16 protein-coding genes and 4 tRNA genes are annotated in these 15,847 nt (G+C 69.6%); 12 read left to right on the top strand and 8 right to left on the bottom strand.

The genetic code is table 11. The features are described 5' to 3' along the window. A partial coding sequence (locus D180_RS03135; RefSeq protein ID WP_017911648.1) for a TlpA disulfide reductase family protein occupies positions 1-527 on the top strand: 527 nt, incomplete at its 5' end. A gap of 344 nt (positions 528-871) precedes the next feature. Here D180_RS03135 and ppk2 read toward each other — a convergent pair. The 8 genes from ppk2 to hemA all read right to left on the bottom strand — a co-directional run bounded on the left by ppk2 (position 872) and on the right by hemA (position 8,250). Next, entirely contained in the window at positions 872-1,660 is a 789-nt protein-coding gene (gene ppk2, locus D180_RS03140; RefSeq protein WP_017911649.1) for a polyphosphate kinase 2, read from the bottom strand. Further along, positions 1,657-2,001, bottom strand: coding sequence for a helix-turn-helix domain-containing protein (locus tag D180_RS03145; protein WP_017911650.1), 345 nt, complete (start codon positions 1,999-2,001; stop codon positions 1,657-1,659). The genes ppk2 and D180_RS03145 overlap by 4 nt, the downstream gene beginning before the upstream one ends. A gap of 13 nt (positions 2,002-2,014) precedes the next feature. Next, positions 2,015-2,533 carry a molybdenum cofactor biosynthesis protein B gene (moaB, locus tag D180_RS03150; protein WP_017911651.1) on the bottom strand — a complete coding sequence of 173 codons (519 nt, stop codon included), beginning with the start codon at positions 2,531-2,533 and terminating at the stop codon, positions 2,015-2,017. 215 nt (positions 2,534-2,748) lie between these two features. Continuing rightward, the gene (locus D180_RS03155) at positions 2,749-3,327 is read right to left on the bottom strand and encodes a hypothetical protein (RefSeq protein ID WP_017911652.1); all 579 of its coding nucleotides are present in this window, start codon (positions 3,325-3,327) and stop codon (positions 2,749-2,751) included. Positions 3,328-3,701: 374 nt separating this feature from the next. After that, positions 3,702-5,414 carry a tetratricopeptide repeat protein gene (locus tag D180_RS03160; protein WP_017911653.1) on the bottom strand — a complete coding sequence of 571 codons (1,713 nt, stop codon included), beginning with the start codon at positions 5,412-5,414 and terminating at the stop codon, positions 3,702-3,704. 40 nt (positions 5,415-5,454) lie between these two features. After that, complete coding sequence (locus D180_RS03165) at positions 5,455-5,907, bottom strand: GNAT family N-acetyltransferase (RefSeq protein ID WP_017911654.1); 453 nt, start codon at positions 5,905-5,907, stop codon at positions 5,455-5,457. Continuing rightward, positions 5,904-6,989 (bottom strand): peptide chain release factor 1, encoded by a 1,086-nt coding sequence (prfA, locus tag D180_RS03170; RefSeq protein WP_017908874.1) that lies wholly within the window; start codon positions 6,987-6,989, stop codon positions 5,904-5,906. Before prfA ends, D180_RS03165 begins: the two co-directional genes overlap by 4 nt. Further along, positions 6,967-8,250 (bottom strand): glutamyl-tRNA reductase, encoded by a 1,284-nt coding sequence (gene hemA, locus D180_RS03175; RefSeq protein ID WP_017908875.1) that lies wholly within the window; start codon positions 8,248-8,250, stop codon positions 6,967-6,969. Before hemA ends, prfA begins: the two co-directional genes overlap by 23 nt. Before the next feature lie 66 nt (positions 8,251-8,316). Here hemA and D180_RS03180 point away from each other — a divergent pair, with 66 nt between their 5' ends. The 11 genes from D180_RS03180 to D180_RS03230 all read left to right on the top strand — a co-directional run bounded on the left by D180_RS03180 (position 8,317) and on the right by D180_RS03230 (position 15,762). Then, the gene (locus D180_RS03180; protein WP_017911655.1) at positions 8,317-9,987 is read left to right on the top strand and encodes a tetratricopeptide repeat protein; all 1,671 of its coding nucleotides are present in this window, start codon (positions 8,317-8,319) and stop codon (positions 9,985-9,987) included. Further along, the gene (gene lolB, locus D180_RS03185; protein WP_017911656.1) at positions 9,984-10,637 is read left to right on the top strand and encodes a lipoprotein insertase outer membrane protein LolB; all 654 of its coding nucleotides are present in this window, start codon (positions 9,984-9,986) and stop codon (positions 10,635-10,637) included. Before D180_RS03180 ends, lolB begins: the two co-directional genes overlap by 4 nt. Further along, positions 10,634-11,497, top strand: a complete 864-nt coding sequence (ispE, locus tag D180_RS03190) for a 4-(cytidine 5'-diphospho)-2-C-methyl-D-erythritol kinase (RefSeq protein WP_017911657.1) — start codon at positions 10,634-10,636, stop codon at positions 11,495-11,497. Before lolB ends, ispE begins: the two co-directional genes overlap by 4 nt. 13 nt (positions 11,498-11,510) lie before the next feature. Then, a tRNA-Gln gene (locus D180_RS03195) sits at positions 11,511-11,587 on the top strand. A 135-nt stretch (positions 11,588-11,722) separates the two neighbouring features. Beyond that, the gene (locus tag D180_RS03200) at positions 11,723-12,682 is read left to right on the top strand and encodes a ribose-phosphate diphosphokinase (RefSeq protein WP_017911658.1); all 960 of its coding nucleotides are present in this window, start codon (positions 11,723-11,725) and stop codon (positions 12,680-12,682) included. 168 nt (positions 12,683-12,850) lie between these two features. After that, positions 12,851-13,498 carry a 50S ribosomal protein L25/general stress protein Ctc gene (locus tag D180_RS03205; RefSeq protein WP_017907366.1) on the top strand — a complete coding sequence of 216 codons (648 nt, stop codon included), beginning with the start codon at positions 12,851-12,853 and terminating at the stop codon, positions 13,496-13,498. A 54-nt stretch (positions 13,499-13,552) separates the two neighbouring features. After that, complete coding sequence (gene pth, locus D180_RS03210; RefSeq protein WP_017907367.1) at positions 13,553-14,134, top strand: aminoacyl-tRNA hydrolase; 582 nt, start codon at positions 13,553-13,555, stop codon at positions 14,132-14,134. Positions 14,135-14,213: 79 nt separating this feature from the next. Then, a complete protein-coding gene (gene ychF / locus D180_RS03215) occupies positions 14,214-15,305 on the top strand; it encodes a redox-regulated ATPase YchF (protein WP_010341267.1) in 1,092 nt (363 codons plus the stop codon). Between the two features lie 159 nt (positions 15,306-15,464). After that, positions 15,465-15,550, top strand: a tRNA-Tyr gene (locus tag D180_RS03220). 32 nt (positions 15,551-15,582) lie between these two features. Continuing rightward, positions 15,583-15,656: transfer RNA gene (locus D180_RS03225), tRNA-Gly, on the top strand. A gap of 30 nt (positions 15,657-15,686) precedes the next feature. Beyond that, positions 15,687-15,762: transfer RNA gene (locus D180_RS03230), tRNA-Thr, on the top strand. Positions 15,763-15,847 lie beyond the last annotated feature (85 nt).

The raw sequence follows: 15,847 nt of genomic DNA on the forward strand, positions 1-15,847 counted from the left end.
CCAAGGCGCCGCCCGCCCCGGCAGCGCCGGAGGCGCCCGCTGCGCCGGCGGCCGGGCCGTCCGTGGTGCAGGAGACCCGCCCCGAGCCGACCCTGAAGATGAAGGCGGTGGACGGCCGCGAGTACGACCTGGCCGCGCACCGCGGGCAGTGGGTGGTGGTGAACTTCTGGGCGACCTGGTGCGCGCCGTGCCTGAAGGAGATGCCGGAACTGTCGGCCTTGCACGTGATGCGCGACAACATCGAGGTGGTGGGCCTGGCCTACGAGGACATCGAGCCGGCGGAGATGCAGGCGTTCCTGAAGCAGCACCCGGTCGCCTATCCGATCGTCATCGTCGACACCTATGCGCCGCCGGCCGACTTCGCCACCCCGCGCGGCCTGCCGATGACCTACCTGATCGCGCCCGACGGCAAGCTCGCCAAGCAATTCCTGGGGCCGGTCACCGCCCACGACATCGAAACCGCGATCGCCGCCGCCGGTGGCCCGGCGCCCGGGCAGGGCAAGGGGAAGGGAAAGGCGGCGGGGTGAGGGGGCGGTGGCCTAGGTGACCGCGGCCGCCGCCGGGATTGGGGATTCGGGATTGGGGATGCGCGCGTCGGAAGCGAAAAGTCTTCCTTGTGGGAGGGACTTCAGCCCCGACGCCTTGCGCGACCAGAGGATGGGATGGCTTCGCTCGTCGCGGCTGAAGCCGCTCCTGCGGGGACAGCCGCCTCTTTAGTGGTGCGCGAGCCGAAACGACCGTAGAAGCGGCTTCAACCGCGACGCGCTGTTCCCGGAATGGCTGTGAGTGGCGCGCCCGGCGACGCGCGGTCGCAAAGCGACGACTGCGCGCCGCAGGCTTCAACCAATCCCCAATCCCCAATCCCTAATCCCTAATCCCCACTCCCCGCCTCATACGACGGAATCGGCTGCAGCAGCCCAAACTTTTCCTTGTGCAGCTTCTGCTTCAGCGGCGGCAGGTCCAGGTCCGGTTCGTGCAGGCGGGTTTCCGGCAGTTGGTCGAGCAGGTGCCGGATCAGGGTCAGGCGGCCGCGCTTCTGGTCGTTGAAGTCGACCAGGGTCCATGGCGCATAGTCGCGGTGGGTGGCTTCCAGCATCGCCTCACGGGCGCGGGTGTAGTCGGCGTACTGGCTGCGCGACTTCAGGTCCACCGGCGACAGCTTCCAGCCCTTCAACGGGTCGTGCAGGCGCTCGGCGAAGCGCTTTTCCTGCTGCGCCTGGTCCACGCACAGCCAGTACTTGAACAGGCGGATGCCATCGTCCACCAGCAACTGCTCGAACAGCGGGGTCTGGCGCAGGAAGGCGTGGTATTCGGCATCGCTGCAGTAGCCCATGACCCGTTCCACGCCGGCACGGTTGTACCAGCTGCGGTCCATCAGCACGATCTCGCCGGCCGCCGGTAGGTGCGCGACGTGGCGCTGGAAATACCACTGCGTGGCTTCGCGGTCGGTCGGCTTGGGCAGGGCGACCACGCGGCACTGGCGCGGGTTCAGATGTTCGGCGATGGCCTGGATCGCGCCGCCCTTGCCGGCGGTGTCGCGGCCTTCGAACAGCACCAGCACGCGCTCGCCGCTGTGCTGCACCGCCTGCGCCATCGCGGTCAGTTCCAGCTGCAGCGGTTGCATCAGGGCCTTGTACTGCTTGCGCTTGAGATGGCTCATTTGCTGCTCCGCTTGCGGGTGCCGGTGCCGGCCATGCTGCGCGCCACTTCCAGCAGCGCGCCCTGCTGGCGGGTGTCGAGGGCGCGGTAGGCCTGCAGCAGATCGTGCTCGCCGCGGGTGCGTGCCGGGTCGAGTTGGCTGGCCAGTTCGCCGAGCAGGGCGCCGGCGGGGACGCCGAAGGTGCGTGCCAGGGCGGTGAGTTGGGCGCGTCCGGGCAGCTTTTCGCCCGCCATCCAGGCCTTGACCGTGGCCGCGCCGGCGCGCGGGATGGCCGCGGCGATGTCTGCGGCGCTCATGCCGCTGGCCTTGGCCAGCAGGCGCAACGTGGTGTCCAGGGGCATGCGGGAGTCCAGGTCATTCCTTCAGCCGCGGGCGCAGCGTGGCCAGATTGCAGGGGCGGGTGCGGGCATCCAGCTGCGCGGCGATGATCCGCTCCCAGGCCGTGCGGCAGGCCGAGGTGGAGCCGGGCAGGCAGAACAGGAAGGTGGCGTTGGCCAGGCCGGCGAAGGCGCGCGACTGCAGCGAGGAGGTGCCGATCTCCTCGACGCTGATCGCGCGGAACAGCTCGCCGAAGCCTGGCATCTCCTTGTCCAGCAGCGGCAGCAGCGCCTCGGGCGTGGAATCGCGGCCGGTGAAGCCGGTGCCGCCGGTGACCAGGATGCCGTCCACCTGCGGATCGGCGATCCAGGCCGAGACCGTGGCGCGCATCCGGTAGCGGTCGTCCGGCAGCAGTTCCCGTGCGTGCAGGCGATGGCCGACGCCGCCGAGAGCGGCGACCAGATAGTCGCCGGAGCTGTCCTGGTCGAGGGTGCGCGTGTCCGAGACGGTCAGCACGCACAGGTTCAAGGCGATGAAGTCGGCGTTGGCGGTCATGCCGGCAGCCTAGCGGCTCGCCCGGCCGGCGTACAGCCTGAGCGCGTTGGCGCTTCAGCCGCGGCTACGGCGGGGGTGGCGCGTTGTCGTGGACGACGGCAATGGGGGCGCTTCGGGCCGCCGAAGTGTGCGCCTGGGCGTGGTGATCGCGCGCTCGGATCGCCGCCCGGGCGGGGAGCCGCATCCGCGCACGTTGCTGGCGCGCGCCCGCCGATTCAGGCGTGGAGGTGGACCGGGGTCGTGCCGTCGCATGGCAGGACCAGGGTGCGTGGCCGGAAACGATGGACGCTGGCGGCACGATCGGCGGCCAGCGGCAGGCGCTCGGGTTCGCGCTGCAGGGCACGCCGCTGTGCCTCCGCACTGTGCCACTCGGTGCATTCGAGCAGGGTGCGGCCGTCGTCCGACAGGTACAGGTGCGCGGCGATCAGGCCGCGCAGCGCATGTGCGCCATCCTGCAGGGTGGCGAAGGCGGCATCGGCGCGGCTTTGCGCCTGCGCTGCATTGCGGGTCGGGACGCGGGTCATCACCACGCAGGACGCTGCCCGGTGCGGATCGGATACGCCGCTGCGGATGCGCCGGTAGCGCCGCAGCGTCCGCCGCAGCGCCGGCAGGCGTGCGCGCAGCAGTCCATGCAGTGCTGGCGCCGCGTCGCAGCAGCAGCGTGCGTACAGCAGGTCGGGGGCATCGCCCAGCGATTCCATCCAGATCAGGGCATGCAGCCGGTGGTCGCACAGGCCGCGCATGCAGTCGAGCAGCGCGGCGCGATCCGGAATGGGGGCTTCGGCGAGCAGCATGCTGCGAACGGGGGCGGAAGAATCGGGCGTCGGAATCGGGAGCGGCAGCGACATTGCGGGATCTGCACGAGGAGCGTGCGCGCAGTGTCGGACCTCAAGTTCACTTGAGGTCAAGCGCTTCGGTAGCTCGACCAGCACGCTGGCGACTGCGCCCATGCGCCTCACGGGCTGCCGTTGGCTGGGTCGCTGCGACCTGCAGCGACGCTCGTCCACACCACCCGTGCGCTGTGACGCAAGCGCGCTCGGCGATGGGAGACGGCGATGCGGATGTACCGGCGGTGATGTCGATCGCGACGTTGACTGGCGATACGTCGCTACGCCGTCCGTTGCTGGATGTGCCGCCGCGGACTTGTGGCGCATCCGTGAGCGATCGATCAGGTCGAGCCTGCGCTTTCCCAGCCATGCCGCGAAGCGGTGTCGCGCAGCAGCGCGGCGAAGTCGTCGGCGAAGCCGCGCATGTCGAACAGGCCGCTGTCCGCGCGCCGTGCGTGCAATCGTTCGCGCAATGCCTGCAGCGCCGCGGGATCGCGCCCCAGGCGCACCGCGGTGGCGACGAACGCTGCGTCGTCGTCGGCATTCATGTCGTCCAGGCCGAGATGATGATTGAGGCTGCCAGCCACGCGTGCGGCGAAGGTGCTGCCGGGACAGGTCAGCACCGGGCAGCCGGCCCACAAGGCATCGGAGGCGGTAGTGTGGGCGTTGTACGGATGCGTGTCCAGGAACAGGTCGGCGTGCCGGTAGCGCGCCAGATAGTCCGGATGCGCCAGCTTGGGCATGAAGCGCAGGCGCGTCGGTGCCACGCCGGCCGCCGAGGCGGCGGCGCGCAGTCGGTCATCGGCCTGGCCCGGGCCGGACAGCAGCCACAGCACGCTGTCTGGCACCTGGCGCAGCACCTCCAGCATCCGCGCCATGCTGCGCGGGCCGAGCTTGTAGCTGTTGTTGAAGCAGCAGAACACGGTGCCGTGCTCGGGCAGGCCGCAGTCGCGGCGCGCGGGCGGGGTGCCGACATGGCGGGTGTCGTCGGACGGCTGGAACGCGCGCGGCAGCCGCAGCACCCGCTCGCTGTAGTGCGCGGCCAGCGCCGGCGGCAACGCGTAGGCATCGCCGACCACGTAGTCGATCCAGGGTGCGCCGGAGGTGCCGGGGTAGGCCAGCCAGTTCACCTGCACCGGCGCCGGACGCAGCGCCAGCACTTCCGGCGTGCCGCCGCCGCCCCAGCCGCGCAGATCGAACAGCAGGTCGATGCCGGTATCGCGGATGCGCTGGGCGATCTGACGATGCGGCTGTCTGGCCACGTCGTGCCAGGCATGTGCAGCCGCCTGCAGCCGCGCACGGAGCGCGCTGCGGTCGTCGCCGTTGAGCGCGAACAGGTGCACCTGCAGGTCGGCATGCGCGCGCAAGCGCTCGAACAGGGCAACGGTCAGCAGGCCGGTGGGATGCGCGCCGAAGCCGTTGGACAGGAGGCCGATGCGCAACGCGCCATCGCGGCGCACCTGCGCAGCCGGCAGCGGTGCGAGGCTGCGCGCCAGCGCCTGGGCGCGGTTGCGCGCGCAGCGCAGTTGTTCGTCCGCGCCCGCGTCCTCGTTGAGGAAGGCGAACGGTTCGATCGCCGGATGCCCTTGCTGCACCGCGCTGCGCACCTGCTGCGACAGCGTGTCCAGCCCGCGCCAGTCGCACAGTTTGCGGCGCCAGTTCAGCAGGTAGGCGGCGATCGATGGCTCCTGCGGCAGCAGGGCGTGCGCATGCGCGTAGGCCTGCGCTGCGGCTTCGGCCTCGCCGTTGTCTTCCAGGGCGTGGCCGAGCCATACCGCGATGCCGGGGTGCTGGGGCGCTTGCCGCAGTGCCTCGCGCAATGCCTGCGCTGCGTCGGCATGGCGACCCTGGGTCCAGCGCACCCGGCCCAGCCGCGCCAGCGCCTCCGGATGTCCCGGGCGCAACTGCAGCGCACGCACGGCGGCCTGTTCGCCGGCCGCCACTGCGCCGACGCCGAGTTCGGCGTCGGCGAGCATCACCCAGGCCAGGAAGTCCTGCGGATCGCGCCGCACCGCGGCCTGCAGTTGCAGGCGTTCGTCGACGCCGCCGTTCATGCCGCCGTGGCGGCCGCGACCGATCGCGGACGGCGCACGCTCACGGCACCAGCGCCTTGACGTAGTGCTGCGCGCTCAGCTCCTGCTGCCAGCCGCAGGCGCGGTACAGGGCCTGCGCGGCGAGGTTGTCCTGCGCCGTCTCCAGCACGATGCGCACTGCGCCATCGTCCGCGGCATGGCGTTCGGCGGCATGCAGCAGCGCCTGCGCCACGCCGTGGCGGCGGTGCGCCGGGGCGACGTACAGGTCGTTGAGGATCCACAGCCGTGCCGCCCGCACCGAGGAGAAAGACGGATACAACTGCACGAAGCCGGCGGCCTGCGCATCGCGTTCGGCCAGCAGCACGACCGACTCGGCGCGGGCCATGCGCGCGGCGAGAAAGTCGTGCGCAGTCGCCGCATCCGGCACCTGCCCGTAGAACTGCCGGTAGGCATCGAACAGCGTTGCCAGCGCCGGCAGGTCGTGCGCATCGGCCTGGCGCACGCGCACGCTCATGGGCTGTCGCTCAGGCGCGCCAGTTCGTCGACCTGGTGCTCGTGGCTCAGGCGTCCGATCAGCGCATCGAGGTCGCCCTCGATCACGTTCGGCAGGTCGTACAGGGTCAGGCCCTCGACGCGGTGGTCGGTGATGCGGCCCTGCGGGAAGTTGTAGGTGCGGATGCGCTGGCTGCGGTCGCCGCTTCCGACCTGCAGCTTGCGGTCCTGCGCCTCGGCCGCGGCCTGCTTGCTGCGCTCGGCCTCCAGCAGCTGCGCCTTGAGCCGCTTCAGCGCCTTGTCGCGGTTGGCATGCTGGCTGCGCTCGGTCTGGCACTCCACCACCACGCCGCTGGGCACGTGGGTGATGCGGATCGCCGACTCGGTCTTGTTGACGTGCTGGCCGCCGGCGCCGGAGGAGCGGAAGGTGTCGATCTTCAGGTCGGCCGGGTTGATCGCGATCTCCTCCACGTCGTCGGCCTCGGGAATGATCGCCACCGTCGCCGCGGAGGTGTGGATGCGGCCCTGCGATTCGGTCGCCGGCACGCGTTGCACGCGGTGCGTGCCGGACTCGAACTTGAGTTTGGAGTAGGCGCCGCGGCCGACGATGCGCGCCACGACTTCCTTGTAGCCGCCGTGCTCGCCGGGGCTGTCCGATTCCACTTCCACCTTCCAGCCCTGGCGTTCGGCGTAGCGCGCATACATGCGGAACAGGTCGCCGGCGAAGATCGCCGCCTCGTCGCCGCCGGTGCCGGCACGCACTTCCAGGAACAGGTTGCCGTCGTCGCGCGGATCGCGCGGCACCAGCAGCAGCGCCAGTTCCGCGTCCAGTTCGGCCAGGCGCGCCTGCGCGGCGGTGATTTCCTCCTCGGCCAGTTCGCGCAGTTCCGGATCGGCGCGCATCGCCTCGGCCGAGGCCAGGTCGGCCTTGGCCGCGGCCTCGGCGGCCAGCGCGGCGGCGACCGGCTCCAGTTGCGCGAATTCGCGCGAGTAGTCGCGGAAGCGCGTGTTGTCGCTCACCACCTCGGGGTCGGACAGCAGGCGTTCGAGTTCTTCGCGACGCTCGGCCAGCGCCTCCAGCTTACGGCGCAGGGTCGGTGTCATCGGTCTTCAGAATGGGGTGGAAATAGCCCGGCTTCTCCGGGAACAGGCGCTCGGCGGCGCGCGCCAGCTCGGCGTCGCCGCGCAGCGCCGCCTCGCGCAGCGCCGCGGTGGGTGGATGCAGCAGGCGGTTGGTCAGGGTGTTGGCGAGGAACTCCAGCACCTCGTCGGCGGGCTTGCCGTGCGCCAGTTGTTGCCGCGCCTTGGCCAGCACGTCGTCGCGGGTGCTGTCGCCGTGCGCGCGCAGGCGCTTGAGCGGCGCCTGGCGGGTGCTGGCCTGCAGCGCCTCCATGTAGCGCACGACCTGCAGGTCGATGATCGCCTCGGCCGCTTCGGCGGCCTCGCGGCGGCCGCGGCGGTTGTCCTCGACCGCGCGCTCCAGGTCGTCGACGGTGTACAGGTAGGCGTCGGCGAGGTCGGCCACGCCGGCCTCGATGTCGCGCGGCACCGCCAGGTCGAACAGCAGCATCGGCTTGTGCTTGCGCGCGCGCAGCGCCTGCTCGACCTGCGCCCGCGTCACCACCGGCTCGCGCGCGGCGGTGGCCGAGAACACCACGTCGGCTTCGTGCAGGTGGCGCTCCAGTTCGCTCAGCGGCAGCGCCACGCCACCGTGGCGGCTGGCCAATTCCTGCGCGTGGGCGAGGGTGCGGTTGGCGATCAGCAGGCGCCGCACCCGGCCCTCGCTGAGATGCTTGGCGGCCAACTCGATGGTCTCGCCGGCGCCGACCAGCAGCACGGTGGATTCGCTGAGCCGGGCGAAGGAGCTCTGCGCCAGGCGCACCGCGGTGGAGGCGACCGAGACCGGATTGGCGCCCACGCGGGTGTCGGTGCGTGCGCGTTTGGCCACCGAGAAGGTCTGCTGGAACAGCCGGTCCAGGCGGCTGCCCATCGCCCCATGCTCGCGTGCCAGCGACCAGGCGTCCTTCACCTGGCCGAGGATCTGCGGCTCGCCCAGCACCATCGAGTCCAGCCCGGTGGCGACCCGGAACAGGTGCCGCACCGCGTCCGCGTCCTGATGCTGGTACAAATAGCCGTGCAGGCCGGCGGCATGCGAGTCCAGCCAGTCGGCCAGGTGCTGCGCATCGCCGGCGATGGCGTACAGCTCGGTGCGGTTGCAGGTGGACAGCAGCGCCGCCTCGGCGACGTCGGGCAGCCCGCGCAGCGATTGCAGCGCGCGCGGCAATGCGTCGCCGGCGAATGCCACCCGTTCGCGCAGGTCGACCGGCGCGGTCTGGTGGTTCAATCCGAGCACCCACAACGTCATCTGTTCAGTTGCTTGCGATAAGCTGCTGGCCATTCAGGGCCCCATTTTACGGCCCGGCCGCTTCCGATGCCCGCATTGATTCGCATCCGTACCATTCTGCTGCTGTCCGCAATCGCCGCTGTGGCCGCACCGGCCGCGGCCAAGGCACTGAGTCCCGCCCAGGACGTGATGACGCCGGTGCTGGCCGGCGAGTTCGCCCTGCAGGCCGGGCAACTGGCCGACGCCTCGCGCTGGTACCTGCAGGCCGCTAACGACAGCCCCGGCGATGCCGGCCTGGCCGAGCGCGCCACCCGCATCGCGATGCTGGCCAACGACAGCGCGGCCGCCGCCCAGGCGCTGGCGCTGTGGCGGCAGCGTGCGCCCGAGTCGCTGGCCATGCGCAGCGCCGAGGCCTCGCTGGCCTTGCGCAGCGGCAACCTGCGCCAGGCGCGCAGCCTGCTGGTGGCCCTGCTGCGCGACAAGGACCCGCGCGGCTGGCGTTTCGCGCTGATCGCCCTGGTCAGCGGCAACCGCGATCCGGAGGTCGCCGCCAAGGCCCTGGACCAGTTGCTCGACGCCAATGCCATCCCCGGCCAGCTCGAGGCCTGGCAGGAGTTCGGGCGCCTCGCGCTGCGCCTGGACCAGCCCAAGCTGGCCGAGCGCATCGTCGACCAGTTGGTCAAGCGTTTCCCGCAGGAGCCGCGGGTGGCGCTGTTGCATGCCACCCAGTTGCAGCAGGCGGGCAAGACCGAACAGGCGCGCGCGTTGCTGCAGGGCGTGGAGCCCAAGGTGTCCGGCGACCCGGAACTGCGCACGGCGCTGGCCTATGCCTACGATGCCATCGGCGACACCGCCGCCGCGGCGCGGGTGCTGGCGCTGGGGCCGCAGACCACCCAGAACTACGGCCTGCGTGCCTCGATGCTGGCCAAGCTGCAGGACAATGCGGCCCTGACCGCGCTGTACGACGAGCTGCGCAAGGGTGCCGACCGGCCGGATCCGGAGCGGCGCCTGCTGCTCGGCAAGATCGCCGAGTTCCTCAAGCGCAACCAGGAAGCGGTGGACTGGTACCGCGGCGTGCCGGGCGGCCCGCTGCGTAGCGAGGCGCGGCTGCGCGCCGCCGGCGCGCTGTACGCGCTCGGCCAGAAGGACGCGGCCTTCGCCGAGGCGCGCGCGCTGCAGGACGACGCCGAGGCCGACGATGCCGCGCGTCGCGACGCCTACGTGCTGGAGGCGGAACTGCGCCAGCGCAGCGGCGACGACGCCGGCGAGTTGCAGGTGTTCGAGCGCGGCCTGGCTGCGTATCCGGACGACAATGCGCTGCTGTATGCGCGCGGACTGTCCTGGGAGCGTCGCGACCGCATCGACCGCGCCGAGGCCGACCTGCGCAAGATCCTAGTCACTGATCCGGAGAACGTGGCGGCGCTGAACGCGCTCGGCTACACCCTGGCCGACCGCACCAAGCGCTATCGCGAGGCGTTGCAGCTGATCGACCGCGCCCGCACCGCCGATCCCGACAATGCCGCGATCATCGACAGCTACGGCTGGGTGCTGTACCGGCTCGGCAAGACCCAGGAGGCGCTGGTGCAACTGCGCCGCGCCTGGAGCCTGGTGAAGGATCCGGAGATCGCCGCGCACATCGGCCAGGTGCTGTGGGAGCAGGGCAAGCACGAGGAGGCCAACAAGTACTTCGACGAGGCGCGCAAGCTCGATCCGGACAATCGAGCGTTGCGCCGCGCCCTGGACAAGGTGGCGCCGTGACCGCCGGCCTGCGTACCTCCTGGGCGCTGGTCGCCGGGCTGCTGCTGGCCGGTTGCAGTGCGCTGCCGACCCGCACCCCGTCGCCGGTCGCCGTCGCCGCCCCCGACGCCGCTGCGCAGCAGGCCGAGGCCGCGCGCGCGCAATGGCTGCGGGCGCATCCGGACTGGTCGTTCCAGGGGCGGGTGGCGATCACCAAGGGGCGCAACGGCGGCAGCGGCCGCATCGACTGGACCCAGCGGCAGCGCCAGTACGAGGTGCAACTCAGCGCGCCAGTGACCCGGCAGAGCTGGCGCCTGACCGGCGACAGCCACTCCGAGGCCGGGCGCCTGGAGGGGCTGGAGGGCGGTCCGCGCGACGGCGAGAACGCCGAACAGCTGCTGCTGGAGGCGACCGGCTGGGAGATCCCGGTCAACCTGCTGCCCGACTGGGTGCGCGGGCTGGTGGCGACCGACGCGCAGGCGCCGGAGCGGGTCGACTACGACGCGCAGGGCCGGCCGCATACGCTGCGGCAGATGGGTTGGGAGATCGAATTCCAGGACTGGTATCCGCCCAGCGACGGTCGTCCGGCGCTGCCGCGGCGCATCGAGGCGCGCAACGGCGACGCCAAGGTGCGCCTGCTGGTCGACGCCTGGACCGTGCCTGCGCCATGAGCGGGGGCACCGACGGGGGCTGGTCGTCCTGGCCGGCCCCGGCGAAGCTGAACCTGTTTCTGCAGATCACCGGGCGCCGGCCGGACGGCTACCACCAGTTGCAGACCGTGTTCCGCCTGCTGGACTGGGGCGACACGGTGCATCTGCGGCCGCGCGCGGACGGGGTGGTGGCGCGGATCGGTCCGTCCGTGGCCGGCGTCGCCGAGGCCGACGACCTGCTGGTGCGTGCCGCGCGCCTGCTGCAAACATCGGCAAATATCGCCCAAGGTGTGGATATCCGCGTCGAAAAGCGCATTCCTGCCGGCGGTGGCTTCGGTGGCGGTTCGTCCGATGCGGCGACCGCGCTGGTGGCGCTGAATGCCCTGTGGGGCGCTGGGCTGGACGAGGACGCCCTGGCTGGCCTCGGCCTGTCGCTGGGCGCGGACGTGCCGGTGTTCGTGCGCGGGCGCGACGCCTGGGCCGAGGGCGTGGGTGAGCGATTGACCGCGCTGGCGCTGCCGCCGGCCTGGTATGTGCTGGCCGATCCGGGGGTGCACGTGCCCACCGCGGCCCTGTTCCAGTCCCCGGATTTGACGCGGGATGCTGCGCCCGCGAAAATAGCGGACTTCGTTTCAGGTTTCCTGCTCGGCAATGCGTTCGAGCCGGTCCTGCTTCGCCGCGAACCGGCCGTCCAGGCCACGTTCCAGGCGCTGGCTCGGATCGGTACGCCACGCCTGACCGGGTCGGGGAGCGGTTGTTTCGTCGAGTTCGCCGATCGCGCTGCCGCCGTGCGCGCGCTGGCGGACTTGCCGGACGGGATGCGCGCCTGGGTGGCAGGTGGCGTCCCGCGTTCGCCGCTGCTCGACGCGCTGGAGGCTTGACACAGGTTTACGCAGGGGCGTCGCCAAGAGGCCCAAGGCACCAGGTTTTGATCCTGGCATTCGTAGGTTCGAATCCTACCGCCCCTGCCATTATCCGAGTCCCTCGCAAAAGCCCGCACATCCATGTGCGGGGGTTCAACAGGTAGAAGCATCGCTCCTCCTGGCTTCCCGATTCACATCGTTATCGTCGCCACACGCTCTTTGCAGCCACCCGAGAGACCCCTCATGCAAGACCAACGCAACCTGCTGGTGTTCTCCGGCAACGCCAACAAGCCCCTGGCCAAAAGCATCTGCCGCGAGCTGGGCGTGCGTCCGGGCAAGGCGATGGTCTCCAGCTTCTCCGACGGCGAAGTGCAGGTGGAGATCGAGGAGAACGTGCGCCGGCAGGAAGTGTTCGTGATCCAGCCGACCTGCGCGCCCAGCGCAGAGAACCTGATGGAGCTGCTGGTGATCATCGACGCGCTCAAGCGCGCCAGCGCCGCCAGCGTCACCGCGGTGGTGCCGTACTTCGGCTACTCGCGGCAGGACCGGCGCATGCGCTCCTCGCGCGTGCCGATCACCGCCAAGGTCGCGGCGAAGATGTTCAGCGCGGTCAACGCCGACCGCGTGCTGACCGTCGACCTGCACGCCGACCAGATCCAGGGCTTCTTCGACATCCCGGTCGACAACGTCTACGCCTCGCCGCTGCTGCTGGCCGACATCTGGCGCGCCTACGGCACCGACAACCTGATCGTGGTCTCGCCGGACGTGGGCGGCGTGGTCCGTGCGCGCGCGGTGGCCAAGCGCCTGGACGACGCGGACCTGGCGATCATCGACAAGCGCCGTCCGCGCGCCAACGTGTCCACGGTGATGAACATCATCGGCGACGTCGAGGGCAAGACCTGCGTGCTGGTCGACGACATCGTCGACACCGCCGGCACCCTGTGCGCCGCCGCGGCTGCGCTGAAGGAGCGGGGCGCGCTGAAGGTCGCCGCGTACTGCACGCATCCGGTGCTGTCCGGCCCGGCGGTGAGCAACATCAGCAATTCGCAGCTGGACGAACTGGTGGTCACCGACACGATTCCGCTGTCGGAGGCCGCCCGCGCCTGCGGCAAGATCCGCCAGCTCAGCGTCGCCGAGCTGCTGGCCGAAACCATCCGCCGCATCGCCTTCGGCGAGTCGGTGAGTTCGTTGTACGTGGATTAAAGGCTGGGAATGGGGAATCGGGAATAGGGAATGGGCGAAGCGCGGCATTGCGCTGTTGCGATTCCCCATTCCCGATTCCCCACTCCCGGCTTCACAGACTCTTCTGGTCGCGGAAGAGTCATCAAAACCGCCGCGAGGCGGTTCATTCAACCAAGGTAGTAAACGCAAATGGCAACCACGCATGAAATCAAGGTTCAGCGCCGCGAAGTCGAGGGCAAGGGTGCGAGCCGCCGCCTCCGTCGCGACGGCCTGATCCCGGCGATCGTCTACGGTGGCGATCTGAAGCCGGTCAACATCCAGCTCGACCACAACGAAGTCTGGCTGGCCAGCCAGAACGACTGGTTCTATTCGTCCATCCTCAGCCTGAGCCTGAACGGCGACGTGCAGAAGGTGCTGCTGCGCGATATGCAGCGTCACCCGTTCAAGCAGCTGATCATGCACATCGACTTCCAGCGCGTGAACGACAACGAGGCCCTGCACGCCTCGGTGCCGCTGCACTTCATCAACGAGGACGTGTCCCCGGCCGGCAAGTCGGCCGAAGTGGTCGTCACCCACGAGCTGAACGAAATCCAGGTCGTGTGCCTGCCGAAGGACCTGCCGGAGTTCGTCGAAGTCGACCTGGCCGCGCTGTCGGTCGGCGACGTGATCCACCTGTCCGACCTGAAGCTGCCGGCCGGCGTCGAGCTGCCGGAACTGAAGCTGGGCAAGGAGCACGACGTGGCGGTGGTCATCGCCAAGCACGGCCGTGTCGAGGAAGAGCCGGAAGCCACCGACGCGGCGGCCGCCGCCGAGCCGGCCAAGAAGGACGGCAAGTAATCGCCTGCGCGGCGTCCGGGCCATCGGTCCGGACGCCGCGGCGATGCATTGCGCATGACTGGTCTGCGTCTGATCGTCGGCCTGGGCAACCCCGGCGCCGAACACGCGAATACCCGGCACAACGCCGGGTTTCGTTTTGTCGACGCGTTGGCCGAGCGGGCCGGCGCGCGCTGGAGTGTGGACGCCAAGCTGTTCGGCGAGACCGCCAAGGTCGAGGTCGCGGGGCAGTCGGTGTGGCTGCTGAAGCCGGCCACCTTCATGAACCTCAGCGGCAAGTCGGTCACGGCCGCCTTGCGCTTCTGGAAGATCGAACCGGCGCAGGCGCTGCTGGCGCACGACGAGCTGGACCTGGCGCCAGGCACGGCGCGGCTCAAGTTCGACGGCGGCCACGGCGGCCAGAACGGACTGCGCGATACCATCCGCCTGCTCGGGCACGCCGGCTTCCACCGCCTGCGCATCGGCATCGGCCATCCCGGCCACAAGGACAAGGTGGTGCCGTGGGTGCTGGGGCGCGCCGGCAAGGACGACCAAGTGCTCATCGATCGCGCCATCGACGACGCCATCGACGTGCTGCCGCTGGCCGTGCAGGGCGATTTCAACGAGGCGATGAAGCGGTTGCATACGCAGGGGAAATAGGGAATGGGGAATGGGGAATGGAAAGGCGGCTATGCTTTCCGATTCCCTATTCCCGATTCTCCATTCCCGGATCACACACATGGGCATCAAATGCGGCATCGTCGGCCTGCCCAACGTCGGCAAGTCGACCCTGTTCAATGCGCTGACCAAGGCGGGCATCGCCGCGGCCAATTTTCCGTTCTGCACCATCGAGCCGAACGTGGGCGTGGTGCCGGTGCCGGATCCGCGCCTGAACGCGCTGGCGGCGATCATCAATCCGCAGAAGGTCGTGCCGACCGCGGTCGAGTTCGTCGACATCGCCGGCCTGGTCGCCGGTGCGGCCAGCGGTGAGGGCCTGGGCAACAAGTTCCTGGCGCACATCCGCGAGGTCGATGCGATCACCCACGTGGTGCGCTGCTTCGAGCATGGCGACATCATCCATGTGAACAACAAGGTCGACCCGGTTTCCGACATCGAGACCATCGACACCGAACTGGCCCTGGCCGACCTGGATAGCGTCGAGAAGGCGCTCAACCGCGCCGAGCGTTCGGCCAAGGGCGGCGACAAGGACGCGGCGGCGCGCAAGCCGGTGCTGGCCAAGCTGCAGGCCGCGCTGGCCGAGGGCAAGGCCGGGCGCAACGCCGGGCTGGACGAGGAAGAGAAGGCGCTGGTGCGCGACCTGTTCCTGCTCACCCTCAAGCCGGTGATGTACATCGCCAACGTGCTGGAAGACGGCTTCGAGAACAATCCGCACCTGGATGCGGTGCGCGCGCATGCCGCCGCCGAGGGCGCCGAGGTGGTGCCGGTGTCGGCGGCGATCGAGGAAGAGCTGTCGCAGCTGGACGACGCCGACCGCGATGCGTTCCTGGCCGATCTGGGTCTGAGCGAGCCAGGCCTGAACCGGGTGATCCGCGCCGGCTACACCCTGCTGGGGCTGCAGACCTACTTCACCGCTGGCGTGAAGGAAGTGCGCGCCTGGACGGTCAAGGCCGGGTCGACCGCACCGCAGGCCGCGGCGGTGATCCACACCGACTTCGAGAAGGGCTTCATCCGCGCCGAAACCATCGCCTACGACGATTTCATCAAGTACAAGGGCGAGGCCGGTGCCAAGGAAGCCGGGCGCCTGCGTCTGGAAGGCAAGGAGTACCGCGTGCAGGAAGGCGATATCCTGCATTTCCGCTTCAACGTCTGATGCGTGCGCGTGTCCTGGCCGGGCGCGCGCGGGCAACGACGATTTCCTGCGACATCGCGTCAAAATACTGTTGACAAGGCGGGGATGTCAGGGAAGAATAGCGGGCTGTTTCACCCCTCTCTGATTTCGGCCTCGCAGCCGGGTTCGAGTGGGTAAGTTGGAGGGATACCCAAGCGGCCAACGGGGGCAGACTGTAAATCTGCTGGCTTACGCCTTCGGTGGTTCGAATCCACCTCCCTCCACCAGTTATTTTGTTGTGGCAGTGCGGCATCCCGTAGCGGGAGTAGTTCAACGGTAGAACCTCAGCCTTCCAAGCTGATGGTGCGGGTTCGATTCCCGTCTCCCGCTCCATTGAACGCGCTTGTGTCACAATAGAACAACGCTCACGTAGCTCAGTCGGTAGAGCACCTCCTTGGTAAGGAGGAGGTCGAAGGTTCGATTCCTTTCGTGAGCACCATATTCAGTCGTCAAATCTTTCTACGATCACCGAGAAGAAGCAGCCATGGCCAAGGGTAAGTTCGAGCGCACCAAGCCGCACGTCA

The organism is Xanthomonas sp. SHU 166, assembly GCF_000364685.1.
GTDB classification, from domain to species: Bacteria; Pseudomonadota; Gammaproteobacteria; order Xanthomonadales; family Xanthomonadaceae; genus Xanthomonas_A; species Xanthomonas_A sontii.

Excerpts from the sequence above, each read along its gene's own strand:
- ispE (WP_017911657.1), top strand. The coding sequence starts at position 10,634 with ATGAGCGGGGGCACCGACGGGGGCTGGTCGTCCTGGCCGGCCCCGGCG.
- D180_RS03165 (WP_017911654.1), bottom strand. The coding sequence starts at position 5,907 with ATGAGCGTGCGCGTGCGCCAGGCCGATGCGCACGACCTGCCGGCGCTG.
- D180_RS03200 (WP_017911658.1), top strand. The coding sequence starts at position 11,723 with ATGCAAGACCAACGCAACCTGCTGGTGTTCTCCGGCAACGCCAACAAG.
- prfA (WP_017908874.1), bottom strand. The coding sequence starts at position 6,989 with ATGACACCGACCCTGCGCCGTAAGCTGGAGGCGCTGGCCGAGCGTCGC.
- D180_RS03155 (WP_017911652.1), bottom strand. The coding sequence starts at position 3,327 with ATGCTGCTCGCCGAAGCCCCCATTCCGGATCGCGCCGCGCTGCTCGAC.
- ppk2 (WP_017911649.1), bottom strand. The coding sequence starts at position 1,660 with ATGAGCCATCTCAAGCGCAAGCAGTACAAGGCCCTGATGCAACCGCTG.
- ychF (WP_010341267.1), top strand. The coding sequence starts at position 14,214 with ATGGGCATCAAATGCGGCATCGTCGGCCTGCCCAACGTCGGCAAGTCG.
- D180_RS03145 (WP_017911650.1), bottom strand. The coding sequence starts at position 2,001 with ATGCCCCTGGACACCACGTTGCGCCTGCTGGCCAAGGCCAGCGGCATG.
- moaB (WP_017911651.1), bottom strand. The coding sequence starts at position 2,533 with ATGACCGCCAACGCCGACTTCATCGCCTTGAACCTGTGCGTGCTGACC.
- D180_RS03160 (WP_017911653.1), bottom strand. The coding sequence starts at position 5,414 with ATGAACGGCGGCGTCGACGAACGCCTGCAACTGCAGGCCGCGGTGCGG.
- D180_RS03205 (WP_017907366.1), top strand. The coding sequence starts at position 12,851 with ATGGCAACCACGCATGAAATCAAGGTTCAGCGCCGCGAAGTCGAGGGC.
- pth (WP_017907367.1), top strand. The coding sequence starts at position 13,553 with ATGACTGGTCTGCGTCTGATCGTCGGCCTGGGCAACCCCGGCGCCGAA.
- D180_RS03180 (WP_017911655.1), top strand. The coding sequence starts at position 8,317 with ATGCCCGCATTGATTCGCATCCGTACCATTCTGCTGCTGTCCGCAATC.
- hemA (WP_017908875.1), bottom strand. The coding sequence starts at position 8,250 with ATGACGTTGTGGGTGCTCGGATTGAACCACCAGACCGCGCCGGTCGAC.